This is a genomic window from Neolewinella lacunae, from assembly GCF_014349155.1.
Classification (GTDB): Bacteria; Bacteroidota; Bacteroidia; order Chitinophagales; family Saprospiraceae; genus Neolewinella; species Neolewinella lacunae.
The window spans coordinates 26,979-47,660 of the sequence record NZ_JACSIT010000122.1 but is presented as its reverse complement, the minus strand read 5'-3'; the positions used below and the strand labels follow the sequence as shown (position 1 = coordinate 47,660).

The window sequence follows — 20,682 nt, the reverse complement described above, 5'->3', positions numbered from 1 at the left end:
GTCGAGGCCCAGCAGGTCACCGCCCGTGAAGCTGAAGTTGCTCAGTACCAACTCGCTGGCAAAGGCACCAGCGAAAGGCTGGAAGCCATCGTCGGCCAGCTCAACCATCAGCGTGTAGCCCACTTCGATGGCCACCGTAGCGGAACCGCTGGCGGGATCGTCCGTGTTCAAAATCGTTTCTACCACGTTGCCTTCGAAGTCGAAAACAATCAGGGCGTCGTCGAAGCCAGCGTCTACGCCGTTGAAGTCGTAGTCGAAGCTCAACTCACCGGCCGTGGCGAATTGCAGGTCGGCAGTCACGCCGAAGGGAGAACCAGAGCTGAATACTGCCGCAGAAGTGCGCAGCGTCAGCGTAGTGGCGGTGAAGGTGGCCGTAGCCGTCTGGTTGGCGTTGCTCGTCGTGGAGACCACGTCCCAGTTGCCGGGGGCCAGGGCACCCGTCAGGCCGTTCGTAGTTGCAGAAGACTGGGCCGTAGAGCGGATCATGTACTGGAAGCTGCCGCAGCCGTCGATGATCGGGCCGTTGCTCGGGTCGCTGTCCATTACCGTGATGTCAAAGCCGAAGACGTCCAGGCACGCAACGTTGCCCGTCAGGACCATCCGGGGGATCAGCAGACCCTGGCAGTCGTCGTTGAGCGTCAGGTTGATCTCGCCGATGCAGGACAGGTTGGGCTGCAGGAACTGGACCGTCACGATGACCGGGGCAGTCGATACGCTGCCGTTTACGTCAGTGGCCGTGATGAGCACTTCCACTTCGCCAATGTCTTCACAGGTGAAGATCAACTGGCTGGCCGTCAGAGAGGCAAGGCCGCAGTTGTCCGTAGCCGTGGCCAGGTCGGCAACCGTCAGGGTAGCCGTTCCCGTGGCATTGCTCAGTACTACCGTTTGCGGTGTGACGACGATCTCGGGAGCGATGTTGTCTTCCACCGTTACCGTGGCTTCACAGCTGGAAGTGTTGCCGTTGACGTCCGTTACTGTCAACGTGACTACGTTTGCACCTGCGTCCGCGCAAGTGAAATCTACCTGGCTGATGGCGTAAGTCTCGATGCCACAGGCATCCGTAGAGCCGCCATCGACCAGCGGTGCATCGCCCGTTTCACCGCCGCCGTCGCCGCCGCCACCGTCGCCAGCCGCAAAGACCTGGCCACCGTTGGCGCTGCTGATCGTGTAGGTATAAGCACCCGTAGCGCCGTTGCCGAAGGTGGTCGTCACCATCGTGTACTGGCCGGGCACGAGGTCCAATTGGATCATGATTTCGGGGTCGTCGCCGTTGGTGTCGTCGTCGATGCCGATCAGGTTGGTACAAGCTGCGTTGGGGTCGAATCCTCCGCTGTAGAGGGAGAAGAGGAAGTCTGCCGTTGTGTTGGGCACCATCATGAAGGTGTACATATCGGCAGCATCAACGGTAAACTCGAACACTTCGTAGAAAGTGTTCGTACCTACGCCGGACAGTATACAGTTCGGCAATACGGAGAAACCGTTGGCATGGTTGTAAGTGGGGTCGCCAGCGTCCAGCTCGCCGCTAACGGAAGTTACGGCCATGGCCGTTCCGCCACCGCCGCCACCCGTTGCACCGGGGGCAATGGAGGCATTACCTTCTTCGTCGAGCTCAATGGTCACGTTCTGGCAAAGGGCAACGGGGGCCACATTGTCTTCTACGGTTACCGTAGCCGTGCAGGTAGCGCTGTTGCCGCTGAGATCAGAGACCGTTACGGGAACCTCAAAAGAGCCAATGTCATCGCAATCGAGGACAAAGCACTGGTCGAAGGGCGCAAGGTTTACTGAACAGTTGTCAGTAGCTTCGAATAGCTCGATCTCACAGTAGGTACCAACGCCGTCTTCGTCCAACTGGACCACGAGCGCTTCGCAGGTGACGACCGGGCTGATCGTGTCGAGTACCAGAACGGTGGTTACACAAGGCTCAGAACTATTGCCAGAAAGGTCAACAGAAGAGTTAGGAAAGAAAACAAAGGAGTTGATTTCATTACAAGTAAGTGGCACCAGGATGGCAGGCGAAACCAAAGAAATACCGCAGTTGTCGGTATTACCCGTCACGCCATCGGTGGAGCCGTAGAAGGCCTCACCATCCTCATCTAAGTAAATGGTATCGGACGCGATACAAGTAGTAACGGGAGCGATCGTATCGAGCACCGTAATCTCAGCTTCGCAAGTGCTGACCGAGGGGGTAGTGCCAGCAAGCGTTTGGGTCAGGGTCACGGTAATGATCTCTTCCTCCGCGTCTTCACAAGTAAAGGCAGAAACGTCCAGGCTAAGGCCAGTGGCGTCACAGGAGCCAATTACCTGGACTTCTTCGGGGGTGATGCTGGCGGCACCAGCAGCATCCAGGTAAACCGTAAGGTCGCGGCACTGGAGCTCCACAATGCACTCCGTCAGGGTGATGGTCTGCTCACAGGTAGTGGATTGGCCACTTTGGTCGGTGACCGTAAAGGTGCGCGTAATCACGATGGGATCCGTTCCCATTTGGCTGTCCACGTAGGAAATTTCGTCGATACAGTCCTCGTCGATAGCTCCACCTTCGGCGGTAAACTGCGTTTCGGTGATCATTACCGGGGTTTCCGAGTAAGCCAAGTCAGAGTTTATACCATTCCCAACCTGATCAGTATCACCAGCTAGTTCGAAGTCTTCGGGGCAAGTAGTAATAATGGGTGCTTCCGTATCCTGAATGGTTGCCCGGACGTACAGGGAGTCTGGCGACTCATTTCCGGTAGAATCGCGGAAAATGAGGACGTTGACGATTTCTACGGAACCAACACTTGAACTGGCCACGAAAGAGCGACCAAGCGTGGATTCGATGTTGCTGATGTCGCCACAGTCATCCAGGATACAGCCATTAACATCTACGGGGAGAATGTAGATGCCACCAAATGCAGACTGGATGATGCCGTCTGCGGGAACTGGGCTCCACACACCACTTGGGGTGTTGCTGCCCAGGCCAGCGGGGCAACCCTCAAAAGTCATGGTAACTTCCTCACAGGTGACGGTGGGGGAAGTAACATCTCCGCCCATCGCACAAGGATCGGGAGAAGTGATGGTCACCTGGAAAGGACCTGCGTTAGTGCCGTTAGGCGCAACGGTGCTGCTCCAGTCTGCTACGTACAGGTAGTACGTTGTTCCTAAAACGGATTGGAAGGTGATGGTCTCAGCCCCTCCGGTTCCTCCAGCATCCGCACATGCGATGTTGGAAAAACTGCCACAGTTGCCACTGCTGATGTTGATCTCGGGGTCCCATCCCGTGGGAACAACCCTGACAACCAGTTCTTCGCCGCTTCCGGTGAAGGTGTACCAGACACCCTCAGAAATACCTAAACAAGAGGTAGGTCTTCCGTTGGCGTTGGCACTTGCGTTGGACCCCATTACGGGTCCGGCAACACCTGGTACCAGCGTGATGACCTCCGCATCAGCGCATTCATCGTTAGGTGGAGGAGGAGGCGTGGTACCTACGCAAACGTTGAAGTTTACGTTTTGGACGCTGGTGAACCATCCGTATACCCGCAAGTAGTACAGCGTCCCGGGGGTAAGCCCCGTGACGTTGTACGTCTCAGGGTCACTGGTGCCGAAAAAGGTCAATCCTGCGCAGCCGCCCGTGCCGGTGTAAAGGGCCATGCCCATGTCCGTGCTTGTAGAAGTACCGGAGCCGTCATTTACCAGATTCAGCAGCGAGATCCGATGTGCACTGCTCGTGGCCGTAAAGGAGAACCAGACGTCATTGTTGGCCGTTCCGCTGATCGTTCCGGGAGGTGAAGTGGAGGCGGTAGCGCCCGCCGTAGTGCCTGCAGTCACCGTTCCGCAGTTGAAATCAGCATTTACCGTCAACGGAATGGCATTGGCGCACTCGTCGTTGGAAGGAGGAGGGGGAGGAGGAGGAGGAGTGCCTACGCAAATGTTGAAGTTTACGTTTTGGATGCTACCGAACCATCCGTATACTCGTACATAGTAGAGCGTACCTGGGGTAAGTCCGGTTACATTATAGGTCTCAGGGTCACTGGTACCGAAAAAGGTCAATCCTCCGCAGCCGCCCGTGCCGGTGTAGAGGGCCATGCCCATATCGGTGCTCGTAGAAGTTCCGGAACCGTCATTTACCAGATTCAACAGCGAGATCCGGTGGCTGCTGTTGGTAGCAGTAAACGAGAACCAGACGTCGTTGTTTGCCGTTCCGCTGATGCTCGTGGTAGGGTTGGCAGAGGCCGTAGCGCCAGTAGTAGTTCCCGCAGTCACAGTACCACAGCCAAAGTCGGCGTTCACCGTCAGAGGAATTGCGCCGGAACATTCGTCATTTACCGGTTGAGCCAAAAGCGGAAGCCCGCCAATTAACAAGAGGCAGGCCAGGCCTAGCCGGCCCAGAGGGAGTAAAAATTTCTTCATCGAGTCGTCTTTAAATCTGAGATTGATGACCTTGGTAGAAAGCTGAACTTCACCGAGGCCCGAACATGGCACCAAAAGTAGCTAAGAACTTTAATACATCGGTAACTTTTGGAAAAAAAACTGTCGTGAACAGCCTCGCCGTCTGCCTGCGGCGTCTGTACCGCCATCGTCCCTGGGCTGGCCTGGGCGTTCCCTGCTCCCTGCCCTGCCCCGGCACCTGCGGCCGCGCCCACCTTCCGCACCACCCTAAAAAGAGAAAGGCACGACGCAAGCGCCGTACCTTTCCTGAACTAAACCCCAGTTATAAAAATTCTTGGTGGCCGGGTGCAACCGGCGCATGGGCAATATACGGGCAAGGCCGTGTTAAAATTGTTAAGGCAGCGGATTTTTTCCCACTCCCCCAACTTTTTTCGGGTAAAATCAGCGGGCCTGCTGGGCACCAAAGTCAAACAAGAGGCTGAAACGCAGCGTGTTATCCAAAGGATTGCGCTGGTTGCTGGTGGGCACCAGGTAGCTGAAGTTGAGGCCAAAGATGTTGTACTTCAGGCCCAGGCCAGCGGTGAGGTAGCGGCGGCCACCCTTGGTCTGGTCTTCGTGGAAATAGCCCGCGCGGACGGCAAACTGCTTGTCGTACCAGTACTCCGCCCCCACGCTGAGGGTGAACTCGCGGAGTTCTTCGCCAAAACCCTGGGGGGCATCGTTGAGGCTCGAGAAAATGCCGGCGATGGGCGATTTGTCGTTGATCTCATCCTGGTCGCAGTCCACGTCCGTACCGTCGCAGGGGGTAGGGACGAGGAGTTTGTTCGCATCGAAGGTCAGCGTCAGTTCATTGTACTCATCGAAGCGGAAGGTGTAGGCCGTACCGATGGCCAGGTTGGCGGGCAGGAAGTCGCGTACCGTATCCTGGGTGTAGGTGATCTTGGAGCCGATGTTGGTGATGGCCGCGCCGATGGCGAAGGCGTTGTTGTTCTTCGTATCGTCGTTGCGGTAGGTGAAGCCGAGGTCGGCCGCAAAGGCCTGGCCGGCTTCGAGTACCACACCGCTCACTTCCTGGCCAGCGGCGAGGTTAGAGTTGATGTACTTACCGGTAAGGCTGGCGCTGAAGCGGTCGCTGAGCTTACGCGTGTAGGCCAGGGCGAACTCAAATTCGTTGGGCTTGCCCGTACCCGTGCTCATGCCGTTGACGTCGGTGTACTGGATGTCGCCCAGGCTGAAGTAGCGCAAAGAAGCACCTACGGCCTGGAACTCGTCCAGTTTTTTGTAGCCACCGAGGTAGGCCAGGTAAACGTCGTTAAGCCCCAAAGCCTGAAGCCAGGGGGTGTAAGTTGCCCCCAGGGCGAGGTCTTCCTCGGCAAAGGCCAGGCGGCTGGCGTTGTAGTGCAGGGAGTTGGCATCGCCCGAAAGCGCTACACCGGCATCGCCCATAGCACCACCCCGGGCGTCGGGGTTGATCCGCAGGAAAGGTACGGCCGAAACGACGGTATTGATGCAAGGGCCTCCGGTGCCGGGCTGGACGGCACGGCCATTCTCATCCAGTACGCAGGCACCTTGTGCAGCGAGGGTGAAGGAAAGACCACAAAGGGCCAGGGCGCACAAGGAGTTAAGTAAGATTCGTTGCATGTGAAGATTGTGATTCCGAAAAAGGGAGACCGCCCACAGGGGAAGATACCGGGCGGTGCTGTGGTTAAATCGCTCTACCGGGCCCGGCAAATGCCCGTTAAGGCTTTTTTAACGATTGCCCGGAGGCTTTATTTTCGGCGGGATGATTTTGCCGGGGCAAAAGTAAGTGCTTCTCCGCAGATACGCCAAACGCGGAAGGCGTGGTTTGTACCGCCGCCTGATTCCCGGTAATTTAGCCCCCCGAAAATGCGGACCGCCGGGCCAACCATGCTTTGCCTCAGCAGTTTACCCTCATAGTGAATCCCCGAGTATGCCCACCCATCTATTCGTTTACGGTACGCTCCTTAGCGACATCCCCTCTTCCATGAGCAAGTTCCTCCGCCGCCGGGCTACCCTGATCGGCAAGGCCACGGCGGCTGGCACGCTCTACGACCTCGGCCTCTACCCCGGATTCGTCGGGGGCAGCGGCAGCGTCAAAGGCGAACTCTACCGCCTACACGACGAAAATCTCCCCGAAACCCTGGAAATGCTCGACGCCTACGAAACCGTTACCGGCTCCCCCGAAGACCAGTACCGCCGCATCACCGTCACCGCCACGGTGGGCGACGGCGGCACCTTCACCGCCCAGGTCTACGAATACCGCGGCAGCACCACCGGCAAAAACACCATCCCCAAGGGCGATTACTGCCCCTTCTACCGCAGTAACCCCGATCACCAGCGTTTTGTGAACGGAGAATGAGGTAGTTCATAGTTCAGTAGTTCATAGTTCAGTAGTTCATAGTTCATAGTTCAATAGTGCATGGTACTAGTGAACCGCCGACTACTAGACCACCGAACTATTAGCCTACTAGACTACTAGCCTATTAGACTACTAGACTACTGAACTATTGAACTACTAGACTACTGAACTTTTGAACTACTAAACTCCCCCCACTTGCGCATTCTCCACACCTCAGACTGGCACCTTGGCCACCGCTTGTACGACCGCGACCGGAGCCCCGAGCACCGCGCGGCCCTGCAGTGGTTGTTGGCTACCATTGAGGCTGAACGGGTCGATCTGCTCATCGTTGCGGGCGACGTTTTCGATACCATGAACCCTTCCAACACCGCCCAGGAACTCTACTACGCTTTTCTCGGGGCCCTGGCGCGCACGGGTTGCCAGGCGGCGGTCATTGTGGGCGGCAACCACGATAGTCCCTCGCTGCTCGACGCGCCGGTGGAGCTGCTGCGCCAACTCAACTGCCACGTGGTGGGCAGCGCGCGCAGCGACCCCAGCGCGCAGGTCATTCACCTGCGGGTGGACAGCCGCGAAGGCAATAAGTGGGGTATGGGGGCGCTCAACGCAGGTGCTGTGGAAGGTGACGGAGCAGTGATCGTCGCGGCCGTCCCCTACCTCCGCGACCGCGACATCAAGTACAGCATCGCCGGGGAAAGTCCCGAAGATCGTCGCCAGCGGATGCGGGCAGCCATCCTGGGCCACTACCAGGCCATCGCCGCCGCCGTCGAAGCCAGCCGCCAGGACCCCACCACGCCCGTCATCGCTACCGGCCACCTCTACGCCTCCGGGGCCGTTGACGCCGAAGACAAAGAGACCCACATTTACCTGGCCGACAAAAACAACATCGCCGCCGAGCAATTTTCGCCGCTATTCGACTACGTAGCCCTGGGCCACATCCACCAGGCGCAGCGCGTGGGTGGCCGCGAGTCCGTCCGCTACTCCGGCAGCCTCATCCCCCTGACCTTCGGAGAGGCGCGGCAGCCGCAGTCGGTGTGCATTTTCGACCTGGACCGGGCGGGGCAGGAAGTCGAAGTCCGCAAAATCCCCGTACCGCGCTACCGCGAGCTCGTCAGCGTCCGGGGCACCGCCGAGGAAGTCATGGCCGCCCTGGCCACCCTGAAAACCAGCGAAGCCGCCCGTACGGAAGAGCGCCTGCCGACGTGGGTGGAAGTCCGGGTAAGTTCCCCTCATCCCCTACCCCTCCTCCGCAAAGCCCTGGAAGATGCCCTTGGCCCCGCCGACGCCGCCGAAGCAGCGGGCCTGCCAATGGTCGTGCGCAGCAGCGTCGTCCGCCCCACCACGACGCTGAGAACCAGCCAAAGCCTGGGCATTGACCTGCGGGAGTTGGACCCTGAAGAGGTCTTCTACCGGCTCTGCCACGGCACTGCCGAAGCGCCCCGCGAAGATTATCCCGAGCTATTGGCCAGCTTCCGCGAACTGCGGCAGTGGATGGGCGAAGAAACCCCTGAAGCATGAAAATCCTTCGCATCGGCATCCGCAACCTGAACAGTTTGCGCGGCGACCAGGAAGTCGATTTCCGCCAGGAACCCCTGCGGTCCAGTGGCCTTTACGCCATTGTGGGCCCCACGGGCGCGGGCAAAACCACCATCCTGGACGCCATCACGCTGGCCTTGTACGGACGCACCGAGCGCGACCGCTACGGCAACGAAGTGATGAGCCACGGGACGGGCGACTGCTACGCGGAGGTGGAATTTCAGGTGGGCCAGGGGCAGTACCTCAGCCGGTGGGAGCGGCGGCGATCGCGCAGCCGCCCCGACGGCAAACTCCAAACCGCCGAGCGTTCCCTGAGCCAGTGGGACGAAGCCACGCAGCAGTACCTGCCCCTGCCGGTAGACGGTTTGCGCGGCGTCAACGAAAGGACGGAAGAATTGCTGGGGCTGGATTACGGCCGCTTCGTGCGCTCCGTGATGCTTACTCAGGGCCAGTTTGCCCGTTTCCTGGAATCGGACGTAGCGGAGCGTTCGGGGGTGCTGGAGCGGATTACGGGGACGGAGATTTACTCGCAGCTCAGTGCTGCGGCCTTCCGCCGGCACAAGCTCGCGCTGGACACCTATACTTTGGCATCGCAGCGTTTGGAGGGCTCGGCACCCTTGCCGGCGGCGGAACGGGAGGAGCTGGCGGGGCGTTTGGCCGCTGCCGTTCAACTTACCGGGCACCTGCGACCGCGCCAAAAAACGACGCAGGCCGCCCTGCAAAACTACCTTCGGGCCGCCGAGCTACGAGCGCGCTACGCTACCGAATCCGCCACCCTAACGGGTCTGGAGCAGGACTGGCAAGCCGCCCAAGCCGAACGTGCCGCCCTGGCCGAAAGCCTGCGCCTGCGGGAGCTGCGCACGCCCCTGGAGCAAGTCGCCGAAAAAGCTGCTGAACGGCAAGCCCTGGCCCCCCGCCTGGCCGCCGATGCCGACCGCGTCAGTGCCCTGACACCCACGCTGGAGCAGCACCGCCGCGACCTGGCCGCCGCAGAAAAAGCCCACGCCGACCACCTCGCCGCCCGCCCCGGTCGCCTGGCCAAGCTGGACGAAGCCGACGAACTGGAGAAAAAACTGGCGGGCCTGCACGGCATCGCCCAGACCGAAGGGGCCCGCCAACACGCCCTGGCGATGGCCCTCGCCGAGGCCAAAAAAACCTTGGAAAGCGGGGAAAAACAACGGGCGGAACTCCTGGCCACCACCGCTGGCGCGACCAACCTGGAAGCCGAGCTGAGCGCCCTGGAAGTCCGGCACCTGGCCACGGATACCCGCTGCGGCGCGCTCAATGCCTGGATCGCTTACCGCCGCACGCGCAACGCCGCCGAGCGGCAACGGGGCCTGGCCGAAGCCTGCGAAAAAGCCCTGGTCAGCGCCGAAAACTTTCTGAAAGAGGCCACTGAAAAGGTTGCCCAAGCCGAAGTTCTGGTGGACCACCGCGACACCGCCCTGCGCCGACTGGAGCAATTCCGGGGGCTGGAGCATCTGCGTACCGCCCTGGAGCCCGGCCAGGCCTGCCCCGTCTGCGGCGCGACCGAACACCCGGCACTGGAGGACCACACGCCAGTGGCCGACGCCGAGCTGGCCCTGGCCACCCAAGACCTCCAGGCGGCCCGTCGGGCGCTGGACCAGGCCAGGAAGGAGCGCGAAACGGCCAACACCCAGGCGCAGACGGCCCTGGCCAACCTGGCCGCCGCCCAGGCCAGCTTCCAAACCCTGGAAACCGAAGCCGCCAGCCGCTTGCCCACCGGCGAAGCCCCCGCCGCAGGGGATGACGCCCTGGAAGAAGCCCTGGCCGAGGCCCGCCGGCAACTGCAGGACGACGACGCCCGCCTGCGCCAACTCCGCGCCCAACGCAGCGCCGCCCAGAACCTCCGCCTCCTCGAACAACAACTCGCCCAGGAACGCGAACAGCAGCGCGAGCGGCAGGCCGAACACCAGGCCCTGCAGACCAACGCCGCCGCCCGCAGCACCGCCATTGCGGCCCTGCAAGCCGAACTGCGGGAGAAAATTGGCGACAAAAGCGTTGCCGAATGCCGCGCCCTGCTGGCCGCCCGCGATCGCCACTGCCAGCAGACCCTGGACCGCCAAAAAAACCTCCTGCAAGGCACCGAGCGGGAAATGACCGCCGCTCAAACGGCCCAAAGTGAAGGACTCGCGCGACAGGAGGAACTCCGCGCGGCAGAGCAAAAACTGCTCGATCAGCTACAGGCCAAACTGGCGGAGCTGGGTCTGGCCGACGCCGCCCAGGCCCGCGCCGCCCTCCTCCCTCCCGCCCAGGAAGAGCAACAACGCCAGCAACTGACCCGCCAGGAACAGGCCCTGCATACGCTCCGCGACCGCGTGCAGCAGCTGCAGACCGAGCTCGCCGCAGCCACCGCCGCACTGTCCACCCTTCCGCCGGAGGAAGAACTCCGGCAAAGGGCCGCGCAGGAAGAACAGGAACTGGCCCAGGCCGAACGGGAGGTGGGGGCCCTGGAACGCGAACTGGCACTGGACGACGCGCGCCGCAGCCAGCACGAAGCCCTCACCAGCGCCCTGGAAATGCAGGCGGCTGAATTGCAACGCTGGGCCAAACTCCACGAACTCATCGGGCAAAAGGACGGGACAAAATTCCGCCGCTTCGCGCAGTCGCTCACCCTCCAGCGCCTCGTGGAAGCGGGCAACCTCCACCTCGACGCCATGAGCGGCCGTTACCAGATGCGCCATAAAGCCGCCGAAAAACTGGAGCGGGAAAACCTGGAGCTGGAGATCATCGATACCTACCAGAACGACAATGCCCGCCCGACCACTACCCTGAGCGGCGGGGAGACCTTCCTGGTTTCCCTGGCGCTGGCCCTGGCGCTTTCCGACCTGGCGGCGGGGCAGCAACGCATCGAGTCTTTGTTCATCGACGAAGGCTTCGGCACCCTCGATGAGCGGGTGCTCGACCAGGCGATGACCACCCTGGAGCAGCTCCAGGAGCGGGGCAAGACGATTGGCTTGATCAGTCACGTCCGGGAACTGCGCGAGCGCATCCGCTGCCAGATCAAGCTGGAGCCGTTGGGGGATGGGTACAGCCGGCTGGAAGTGGTGGCCTAGGGTTAGTCCGTTTAATAAATTGGGGTAAAACCGTACGCGCGTTAGACTGCCCAGGTTGAGACCCTCTGGGTCGATCGAGCTAGGTACAGTGGCGTATTCTCCTACGACCCAGAGGGTCTCGACCTGGTAAGCGCTTGAGCCTCCCCCGGTTGATCTGGGGTTGAGCCCCCAACGAATGGGCCAAAGTGAGTACGGCTTGGGCCCAGCTAATCAGACAGCCCAGGCCTAGGAGTTCCAGGTCACGCTCTGATCATTTTTCAGGGGAGTGGGAAAAGATTTTTGGGGCTTTCAAAAACAAGGCGTACGTTTAGCACAGGCCACGGTTGGGGTCGTTCTGCGGTCCGGGGGGCGAACGATTCCGCATCCGGTGGAGTTATTCTTTCGTACCTGGAGTAATTGTTACTCCGCATTTTTTCATTCAAAAACCCACTAGCGTTTATGCAAATTACCATTCATAAATCCGGGGAACTGCTCGAAAGCACCAAGCAGGTTATCCAAGAGAAGGTCAGCAAGCTGGAAACCTTCTACGATCGCATTGAGCGGGCAGACGTTTACATCAAGGAAGACGACGGCAACACGGCCAACGGGCACAAAGTGGAGGTGCGCCTTTCCATCCCCGGCAACGACCTCTTTGCCGAGCACACCGACGCCAGCATCAAGCGCGGCATTGCCGAAGTGACGGAGGCCCTGCGCCGGCAGATCAAGAAACACAAGGAAAAGACCGTCGACCGCGACCAGGCGGGCATCTCCCACGCCGATATGGCACCCAGCGACGATGAGGAAGAAATCATCGTTTCCGAGGAGCAGTTGTAGGCTTTTCGTCCGGTGCCCGCAGCCATTCGCGTGCGCCTTAGCGGCCCGTTTCCCGAGTTTGGGAGGCGGGCCGCTGTTGTTTGGGGGGGGGAGGGCTAACGCAGCGATGTTTAAATCAGGGCATGCTTCCTTCGCTGTTTTAAAGGTTTTCGGTACGCAGCAGGGTCTGGTTGAAGGTGTCCCCACCCGAATGTCCTCGATTCGGGTGGGGACATCCTCAGCCAGGAGTTCAGCCGCTCCCGGTGAGAGGTGCTACCTTTGGCCCGTCTCAACCGCTGTTCTGACCATTTTCTCCCAGTGTGGGGATACCCTACATTACGTCCAACCACCCCTCCCAGCATGCGCATCATCTCCGGAAAATTCAAGGGCCGTCGCTTCACACCACCGGCCGACAACTGGCCCACCCGCCCGACGACGGACTACGCCAAGGAAGGACTCTTCAACGTCCTCAACAATTGGCTGGATTTTGCCGACCAGCGCGTCCTGGATCTCTTCGGGGGGACGGGCAGCCACGGCTACGAATTCATCAGCCGCGGGTGTACGGATGTGACCTACGTAGACCAGCACCCGCCGGCGGTGGCCTTCGTGGAAAAGACCGTGAAGGCCCTGGGTATTGCCGAACAGTTCAAGGTCTTCCGCATGGACGTGTTCCGCTTTCTGCAACGGCCGGTCGCTACGCCCTATACCTACATTTTCGCGGGGCCGCCCTACCCCCTACCCAACATTCCTGAGCTGCCGGACCTGGTCTTCGAGGCTGGCCTACTGGCTCCCGGCGGACTCTTCGTAATGGAAACCAACCCGCACCACGATTTTTCTTCCGATCCCCGTTGTACGGATAAGCGGAGTTATGGAAAGACTATTTTTTGGTTTTTTGAGCACGTTGGGGGGGAGGAGGAGTAGTGGCCTGGTATTCACCTTTACTGTAATGAGGGAAACTGGTTGGTGAAGGTGCTTGGAGTTGATTCCAGTTGACGCATTATGCGATAGCGGAGATTTTTTTGTATTAAAAATACGCTTATCAAAAAGCGAATTAAACATCATTTAAAACACCTGATTTTCAGGAAGTTAGGTGGTCTCGGATGGAATCGAACCATCATCGCAGGCTTCGGAAACCTGAATACTATCCGTTGTACTACGAGACCGGATTTTATTTACATCATCAAAGCAGCAACATCTTACCGCTTAAAAGGCCTTTTCAACACACCGAATCATCAGCGCAAGCTTCGGACCGCCGTAGGCAGCAGCGAAGCTCAACCTGAATACTATCCGTTGTACTACGAGACCGGATTTTATTTACATCATCAAAGCAGCAACATCTTACCGCTTAAAAGGCCTTTTCAACACACCGAACCATCAGCGCAAGCTTCGGACCGCCGGAGGCAGCAGCGAAGCTCAACCTGAATACTATCCGTTGTACTACGAGACCGGATGAAATTTTCTTGTCAATTCGCCTTTGATCCCTCTCCCTCGGTCCCTCTCCAGAGGAGAGGGATGACCCTTCGAGCTACACTTTGACGGCGAGCCAAAATCTATTTCGCCAGGATTGCTTTTACTACCCGGTGAGGAAAATCAATTCGGTGTGGAGGCAGGTTAGTGCTCCCCGCAAGATCTCAGGTGAGAACTGCGTATATGCGTTCACGACAACGTTTTGCCGTTTATACGTGGTCTCGGATGGAATCGAACCAGCAGCGCAGGCTCAACCTGAATACTATCCGTTGCACTACGATACCTAGGTACCTGGGCAACAACACCTGTCTGGAGAAAGGTTGCGCCTTAAGCGGGGCAAAAGTAGCGTACGCTCAGGAACTGTGCAAGCCTTTCCTTCCATTGCTTCCGATTCCTTCGCCCAGCATCCCGCGGCCGCGCCAGATACTGCTATTGTCCAGTAGTTCATAGCCCAGCACACGTAGCGGAACAGGCTTGGCCGCGCGGAGCAAAATCAAATATCAAATATCAAGAATTGTTTGTCGTCTATCCAAGCCCCCCCTTCGCCGCACAGCTGCTCAACCAGTGGCGCGCGCGTAAACCAGCGCCGCAGCCAAGCGTTCCCCTTCCTACAACAACGCCATACATGCGCCCCATACTGCCCCTTACTGTTTTGCTTTTCCTGCTTAGTGCCTGTACTTTCGTCCAGGAACGCTACCCTGCCCTGCCGCCGGGCCCCTACCGGGCCGTGCTGGAACTGGAAGACAACGTGATTGTGCCCAACCCCAAGGGGGCGCCCATCGCCGAAAAGGTCGACCTCGAATTTGAAGAGGTGACCGAGGGCCTGCTGCCCTTCAATTTCAGCGTCGTTTACGAAACCGACACCACCTTCCGCATCGAAATGCGCAACGGGGAAGAGATCATCACCGTGCCGCCCAAAGACATCCAGTACGGGCGTGACCAACGCGCCGGGCGCGATACCATCCGCATCGATTTCCCCGTCTACGACTCCCACATCAGCGCCTACCACGAAGAAAAAGTGATCGAAGGCGTTTGGGTGATCCACTACCGGGACAATGCCCGCATCCCCTTTAAGGCCTATTTTGGCAAAGACCACCGCTTCACTACCCTGCGCAAGGAGCCCCTGGCCGACGTCAGCGGCACCTGGGCGGTGACGTTCGGCACCCAGGAGGAAGAAGCCTACCCCGGCATTGCCGAGTTTACCCAAAACGGAAACCACCTGACGGGCACCTTCCGGACGGAAACCGGCGACTACCGCTACCTGGAAGGGACCGTCCAGGGAAACAAACTCTACCTGAGCGTTTTTGACGGCAGCCACGCCTTTTTGTTCGAGGCCCTGATTCGTCCTGACGGTACCCTGAGCGGCACCTTCCGCTCGGGCCGCACCTACCTCACCAACTGGGTAGCCCGCCGCGACCCCGCCTTTAGCCTGCGCAGTCCGGATGCCCTGACGCAGATGCGCGAAGCGGCCCCGCTGGACTTCCGTTTTCCTACCGTTGAAGGCGACACCATTGCCCTTTCCGACCCCGCCTACGCCGGGCGGCCTAAGCTGATCAGCATCATGGGGACCTGGTGCCCCAACTGTCGCGACGAAGCGGAATTCCTGAAACAATACCTCGCCGAAAACGACACCCAAGACCTGGCCGTCCTTTCCCTGGCCTTTGAGCGCTACGGGGCGGAAGACGAGCGGAGCCGCGCGGCCATCCGCCGTTACCAGGAGAACATGGGGGTTCCCTGGCCCGTTCTGTTGGCAGGCTCCAGCGACAAAACCGCCGCTGGCGAAGCCTTGCCGATGCTCGACAAAATCATCAGCTTCCCCACCCTGCTTTTTGTGGACCGCAACAACATCGTCCGGCGCATTCACACGGGTTACAACGGCCCGGCCACCAGCAAATTTGCGGAGTTCGAACGGAGTTTTGCCGCTTCGGTAGCGGAACTCCTGGCGGAGGAAGCACCGGCCCAATCAGAATAACATGGAAATTACCAGCGCCAACAAAACGGCTCTTCTCTTCGGTGCCACTGGCTTGGTTGGCAGTGCCTTGCTGAGAGAACTGCTGCAACATCCCGCCTACGAGAAGGTTATTGCCCCCAGTCGGCGGCCCCTCCACCAGCCCCACCCGCAACTGGAAAACCCACAGGTGGATTTCGGTGCGCTCGAAAAGTGGTCGGGTAAACTACTGGCCGACGACGTGTTCATCGCCCTGGGGACGACCATCAAAAAGGCCGGCAGCAAGGAGGCTTTCCGGAAGGTGGACTTCGACTATATCGTCAAGAGCGCCCTGGTGGCCAAAGCCGGCGGCGCGAAGCAGTGTTTGCTGGTTTCTTCCGTGGGGGCAGACCCTAGCAGTCGCTTCTTTTACACCCGCGTCAAGGGAGACACCGAGGCGGCCATCCAGGAGCTGGGCTTCTGGGCCACCCACATTTTTCGCCCCGGGGCCCTGGTGGGAGACCGGGAGGAATTCCGCCTGGGCGAAAAAATTGGCATCGCCGTCTCCAATGTCCTGCGCAGCATCAGCCCCAACATCCTGGGCGATTACAACCCCACGGAGGTAGACGTTTTGGCCCAAAAAATGGTGCAAGCGGCCCAGGGGGTGACGGGCGGCGTACAGGTGTACGGCGCGCGGGAGCTGCTCGTTGACGGCGAATGATCATCTTGAAAGGCCAAGGGGCCACAATGCGACACCTAGTGGTCTGTCAACATTTAAAATTCGGGTAAGGTGCTAGTAGATTTTGTGGACTGACTAAATCAAAAAACGCAGGCAACGCCATAGCGTCGTTGAGGCTTTTTGATGACGGCAGGCGGCAAAAGATGCTGCAGATTACCCGAAAATTTAAGTTTGACAGACCACTAGTTTAGAAAAAAACATTATTTTTGCTGGCGTCCCGGGGGACTGTTCCCGGGGAGACTAGTTATCAAGAGCGTTCATAAATTTTTGCTTTCTGATAATCACGCACGTAAGACCTGGCGCCGCAAAAGCAGTTCACCCACTTTACCATACGCGCCGTTTTTAACCCTGTCAGCACCCTACGTCATTGACTATCCGTTCTTAAAAATCTCCCACACGCTCTAACTTATTAACACAACTGCGGGCTACCGCACCAATCAACTTCCTTTCAATATGGTTTCTTTTTTCCGGGCAGCAATGCTGCCACTACTCCTCGTTTGCGCGGCGCTTACGAGTGTATCCCTGGCCGCCCAAGAAAAAGTGTGGGATGCCGATTTATTCACTGCATTAAACAGCGTAAACTGGATCCAACAGGGCAATGACGGAACATTGCTCGCTTCCGGTGACAAGGCCTTGCTGGGCATGGACCACCAAAGCGGGAAAATTCTGTGGACGAATGCCGATCTACAGGCAGTCAACAAGGAAAGCTACTTTAATGTAGAAGGATTGCCGATTGCCTACCTGGAATACAGCACCGGCATGAAGAACCGGGGTGCCATCATCAACGTGCATACTGGCGAGGTATACTTCGACACGGGTGAGGAAGGCCTGCGCATCCAATCTTACACCAGCTTGCCGGAACAAAACAGTATTCTTTTTGAAGCGACGGAAGGCAAGCAGCGGAAAATCATCAACTTCGACCTGAAGACGCTAAAGGTGAATTGGACTGCAGATGCGGGCGAAGTAAAAGGATTACTGAACCAGGTAAAAAAACTCGCTGGCGTAGGATCCTTTATCTCCCAGGGCCCCATGTTCACCAAAGATGGCGAGATGATTCTGGGCATTAAAGACCAGATCCACGTTTTCGACTTTGCCAGCGGAACCCGCAAATGGCAACAGGAAACGGATAAAGACATAAAGGCCTTGGTGTACAGCCCCATCAACAATAGCCTTTACCTGGGCATCCTGAAGAGCAACCGGCTGACCGTCCTCGCCCCAAGCACCGGGGAAGACATCACCCCCGGCAAACTGAAGCTGAAGGGTGCCATGCTCGATATTTTGCCCGACGCCAGTGGCAACCTCATTCTGGTAGAGACGGAAGGATTCAACCTGATCGATCCGGCCACCAATGACCTTATCTGGAAAAAAAGCTACAAAATTGAAGCGCTGGAAGAAGTGATCCCCCACGCAAATGGCTTCATTGCGATCGGTAAAACCGAAAAGGAAAGCGAAATCCACTACACCGATAAGTCCGGCGACAAAATCTGGGGCACCAAGGTAAAAGGCTACGCCTACTTTGCGGTGCCAACCCCCAAGGGTGTGATGTACATCAGCACGGAACGCTCCAACATTTTGTCCTTCGCCGATGGCAAAGATGTTTGGGATAAAGACGTAAAATTCCGGTCGATCCCCGCAGTAGCTTACGACGAAAAAACGGACCAGGTTTTTCTCTTCGAAAACAAGACGGCATTCCGTTTCAGCTTTGCCGAAGGAAAAATCGAAGTCATTGGCGAAGCGCTGGAGCTGGCAGATGTAAAGCGCAGCACCCCGCTGGAAGCTGAAGCGCTCCCTGCTGGCTACTTTGTTTTCGACGACCAGCACCTCAGTTTGATTGACCGCTCTGGCAAGCTGGTTTACACCGCTTATTACAAGCCGATGGTAGTCGTCAACCTGATGAGTGTCGCACAATTTGGCCTGGCCGCTGCGGGCGTAGATCTGGACATTCAGGGTACCATGTCCAACATCGAAACGATGAAGGACATCTCCAACGGTGCTTACAAGACCGGACAATCCCAGTCTGGCAGCCGCGCTGAAACCAGGAAGGATTTTAGCATGGGCGTTGGCAACACCGAACTGATGAACGTCACCAGCACGCGTCTGTACAACAGCCTGCAAACGAAAGACTTCAAATTCCTGACGGCACAATCCGAAGATGGCACAAAAAAAGCCATCTACATGATTGAAAAAGCTACCGGTAAAATCCTCAAGGAAATTCCGCTGACGGACAAAGACCCGGGCTACGAGATCGACGAGGTCGACCAGCTTATTTTCGTCAATGAAAAGAACCGGACGGTGACAGCTTACAAGATGTAACTCAGTTGAAACCCGGTTTACCGAAAGCCCCCGTCATGTTTACCACGTGGCGGGGGCTTTTGTATTTGCGCGCTTCATTAGGGTGCAGCCCCGGTACACCGCGCCGGGGCCACGAACGGTTGCGCATCGCCCAGCCATTTAAACTGGCCGCAACGTAGCCTGTTTTCCGCTAAAATTAGTGTACCCCCGCCATCGTACCTTTGCATTTTAATCCTTCCCCCTGCATCCTGCGTCCGCGCCCCAAACCAGCAACATGATCAGCGTCCCCAAGCTCAAACACAGCGCCACCACCAATTTTTTCCTCATCGCCGGCCCCTGCGCCATCGAGGGCGAAGCCATCGCCATGGAGATCGCCGAGCGGGTAGGCGAGATTACCGATAAACTCGGCATTCCCTACATTTTTAAGGGCAGCTACCGCAAGGCTAACCGCAGCCGGGTGGACAGTTTTACCGGTATTGGCGACGAAAAAGCGCTCGAAATTCTCGCCAAAGTGGGCCAGCGATTTGACTTGCCAACTACCACCGACATCCACGCCGAGCCCGAAGCGGCGCTCGCCGCCCAGTACGTCGACGTGCTCCAGATCCCCGCTTTCCTCTGCCGCCAGACCGATTTGCTGATTGCCGCCGCCCAAACCGGCAAGGTGGTCAACATCAAAAAAGGGCAGTTCCTGAGCCCCGAGGCCATGGCTTTTGCCCGCCAAAAAGTGCTCGATAGCGGCAACGACCAGGTTTGGCTCACGGAGCGCGGCGTTACCTTCGGCTACACCGATCTGGTGGTCGATTTTCGCGGCATCCCCGTCATGCGCGCCATGGGCAGCCCAGTCATCATGGACTGCACGCACAGCCTCCAACAGCCCAACCAGACGACGGGCGTCACCGGCGGCAAGCCCGCACTGATCGAAACCATCGCCCGCGCCGCCATTGCCGTGGGGGCCGACGGCCTGTTCATGGAAACCCACCCCGACCCCGCCAGCGCGAAGTCCGACGCGGCTAATATGCTGCCCCTGGATCGCCTCGAAAGCATCCTCACCCGTCTCCTCCGCATCCGCGCCGCCATCCAGGATTAATGGGCGCGGCCGCAGGTGCTGTGGTTTGTCTTTTAATAGCTGGGGACGTGGGGAGGTATTTGCTTCCCCTGTGGGACTGGTGTTTGTTTGTGGGGGTGTTTAAAGTCTCTTAACCGTTATTGTTGACCTTATTTTTTGAGGGGAATGGTTGATTATTGGTTTGGGCAAACTCCTCTTGCGGGTGTTTGGTGTTAGCGGCTTCCGAAACTTTATTTTAAGAATTCGTTGGATTTAGCATCTCTCCAGTTTTCTATTTTTATTCTTTTTACTCTCTAAATGCTTTACATTATTTGTTACCATCGTCATGTTGTTGGCAACTGCGGTGCATCCGATAATTAAATCGAAGTCCGGAATCAGGTTTCCTTCTTTTCTCAGTCTTACTTTCTCCCGTGCGAAAGTATCAATTGCCGAAAACAATGGGAGCACCTCAAACAAATTTTCTATCTGATTGACTTCACTCAAATGTTTTTGAATTTTTTCACTATTATAGGCTCCGTACGTTAACTCTGCTATCGATATTTCGGAAACATAACAATTCTCAATTCCAACCCTGTCAATTTTTTCGGCGACATGATATTCGTCTTTCAGGAAGCTTATAAGCATGTCAGTATCTAATAAATATCTCATTTCAATCTAGGCTAATTTCTTTATCTGATATTGTTCTACTGCGGTAAATATCCGCTTCTAGATCATCACTTACATCATTCCATGACCCTTTTAAGTCATCAAAAAGTCGTCTTTTATCGATTTTTGTTTTTTTCAAGCTATTCTTAATATTTTCGGATAGTGCAGCCAGTAGCTCTAGCTTTAGCTCAGTGCTTAGCGGGTCAAACAATCTTAAGTACCTAGAGATCAATAAATTTTCCATCAGACCTGAATTTTTCGAGGAAACAAATTTATAGCCTTGGTAGTTCCCAAACAAGTTTTTCTCTTAGGTACCTTGGGCCAGGCGCATAGCGCACGGGACCAGAGGAGAGGTCTCACACCCCACTAATAATCTTTACTTCAAATCAGCCCCCCTCTAGG

12 protein-coding genes, 1 tRNA gene and 1 pseudogene are annotated in these 20,682 nt (G+C 57.6%); 9 read left to right on the top strand and 5 right to left on the bottom strand.

The window, feature by feature from the left end; translation table 11 throughout:
- Both H9S92_RS13990 and porV read right to left on the bottom strand, forming a co-directional pair.
- Positions 1-4,383, bottom strand: a pseudogene (locus H9S92_RS13990) (hypothetical protein); the annotation flags it as partial.
- 420 nt (positions 4,384-4,803) lie between these two features.
- A complete protein-coding gene (gene porV, locus H9S92_RS13985; protein WP_187467327.1) occupies positions 4,804-6,003 on the bottom strand; it encodes a type IX secretion system outer membrane channel protein PorV in 1,200 nt (399 codons plus the stop codon).
- 310 nt (positions 6,004-6,313) lie between these two features.
- Between porV and H9S92_RS13980 the strand changes: the two genes are divergently transcribed.
- The 5 genes from H9S92_RS13980 (at position 6,314) to H9S92_RS13960 (ending at position 13,065) form a co-directional block, all read left to right on the top strand.
- A complete protein-coding gene (locus H9S92_RS13980) occupies positions 6,314-6,742 on the top strand; it encodes a gamma-glutamylcyclotransferase family protein (protein ID WP_187467326.1) in 429 nt (142 codons plus the stop codon).
- 195 nt (positions 6,743-6,937) lie between these two features.
- Positions 6,938-8,257, top strand: coding sequence for an exonuclease SbcCD subunit D C-terminal domain-containing protein (locus H9S92_RS13975; RefSeq protein WP_187467325.1), 1,320 nt, complete (start codon positions 6,938-6,940; stop codon positions 8,255-8,257).
- A complete protein-coding gene (locus tag H9S92_RS13970; RefSeq protein WP_187467324.1) occupies positions 8,254-11,352 on the top strand; it encodes an AAA family ATPase in 3,099 nt (1,032 codons plus the stop codon). The genes H9S92_RS13975 and H9S92_RS13970 overlap by 4 nt, the downstream gene beginning before the upstream one ends.
- A gap of 438 nt (positions 11,353-11,790) precedes the next feature.
- The gene (gene hpf / locus H9S92_RS13965) at positions 11,791-12,165 is read left to right on the top strand and encodes a ribosome hibernation-promoting factor, HPF/YfiA family (RefSeq protein ID WP_187467323.1); all 375 of its coding nucleotides are present in this window, start codon (positions 11,791-11,793) and stop codon (positions 12,163-12,165) included.
- Between the two features lie 339 nt (positions 12,166-12,504).
- A complete protein-coding gene (locus tag H9S92_RS13960; protein WP_187467322.1) occupies positions 12,505-13,065 on the top strand; it encodes an RsmD family RNA methyltransferase in 561 nt (186 codons plus the stop codon).
- Positions 13,066-13,235: 170 nt separating this feature from the next.
- On the opposite strand, the gene H9S92_RS13955 is transcribed toward H9S92_RS13960, so the two are convergent.
- A tRNA-Arg gene (locus tag H9S92_RS13955) sits at positions 13,236-13,307 on the bottom strand.
- Positions 13,308-14,236: 929 nt separating this feature from the next.
- On the opposite strand from H9S92_RS13955, the gene H9S92_RS13950 reads away from it, so the two are divergent.
- From H9S92_RS13950 to kdsA, 4 genes are all read left to right on the top strand, one after another.
- Positions 14,237-15,583: a TlpA disulfide reductase family protein gene (locus H9S92_RS13950; RefSeq protein WP_187467321.1), complete on the top strand. Its 1,347-nt coding sequence runs from the start codon at positions 14,237-14,239 to the stop codon at positions 15,581-15,583.
- A 1-nt stretch (position 15,584) separates the two neighbouring features.
- On the top strand, positions 15,585-16,259 hold the full coding sequence (locus H9S92_RS13945) for an oxidoreductase (protein ID WP_187467320.1): 675 nt from the start codon (positions 15,585-15,587) through the stop codon (positions 16,257-16,259).
- 495 nt (positions 16,260-16,754) lie between these two features.
- Complete coding sequence (locus H9S92_RS13940) at positions 16,755-18,590, top strand: hypothetical protein (RefSeq protein WP_187467319.1); 1,836 nt, start codon at positions 16,755-16,757, stop codon at positions 18,588-18,590.
- Positions 18,591-18,843: 253 nt separating this feature from the next.
- On the top strand, positions 18,844-19,656 hold the full coding sequence (gene kdsA, locus H9S92_RS13935) for a 3-deoxy-8-phosphooctulonate synthase (protein WP_187467318.1): 813 nt from the start codon (positions 18,844-18,846) through the stop codon (positions 19,654-19,656).
- Positions 19,657-19,887: 231 nt separating this feature from the next.
- Here the strand turns inward: kdsA and H9S92_RS13930 are convergent, their stop codons facing one another.
- Together H9S92_RS13930 and H9S92_RS13925 are read right to left on the bottom strand one after the other, a co-directional pair.
- The gene (locus tag H9S92_RS13930; protein ID WP_222936108.1) at positions 19,888-20,283 is read right to left on the bottom strand and encodes a PIN domain-containing protein; all 396 of its coding nucleotides are present in this window, start codon (positions 20,281-20,283) and stop codon (positions 19,888-19,890) included.
- A gap of 1 nt (position 20,284) precedes the next feature.
- Positions 20,285-20,524, bottom strand: coding sequence for a hypothetical protein (locus tag H9S92_RS13925; protein WP_187467317.1), 240 nt, complete (start codon positions 20,522-20,524; stop codon positions 20,285-20,287).
- Between the last annotated feature and the right edge of the window lie 158 nt (positions 20,525-20,682).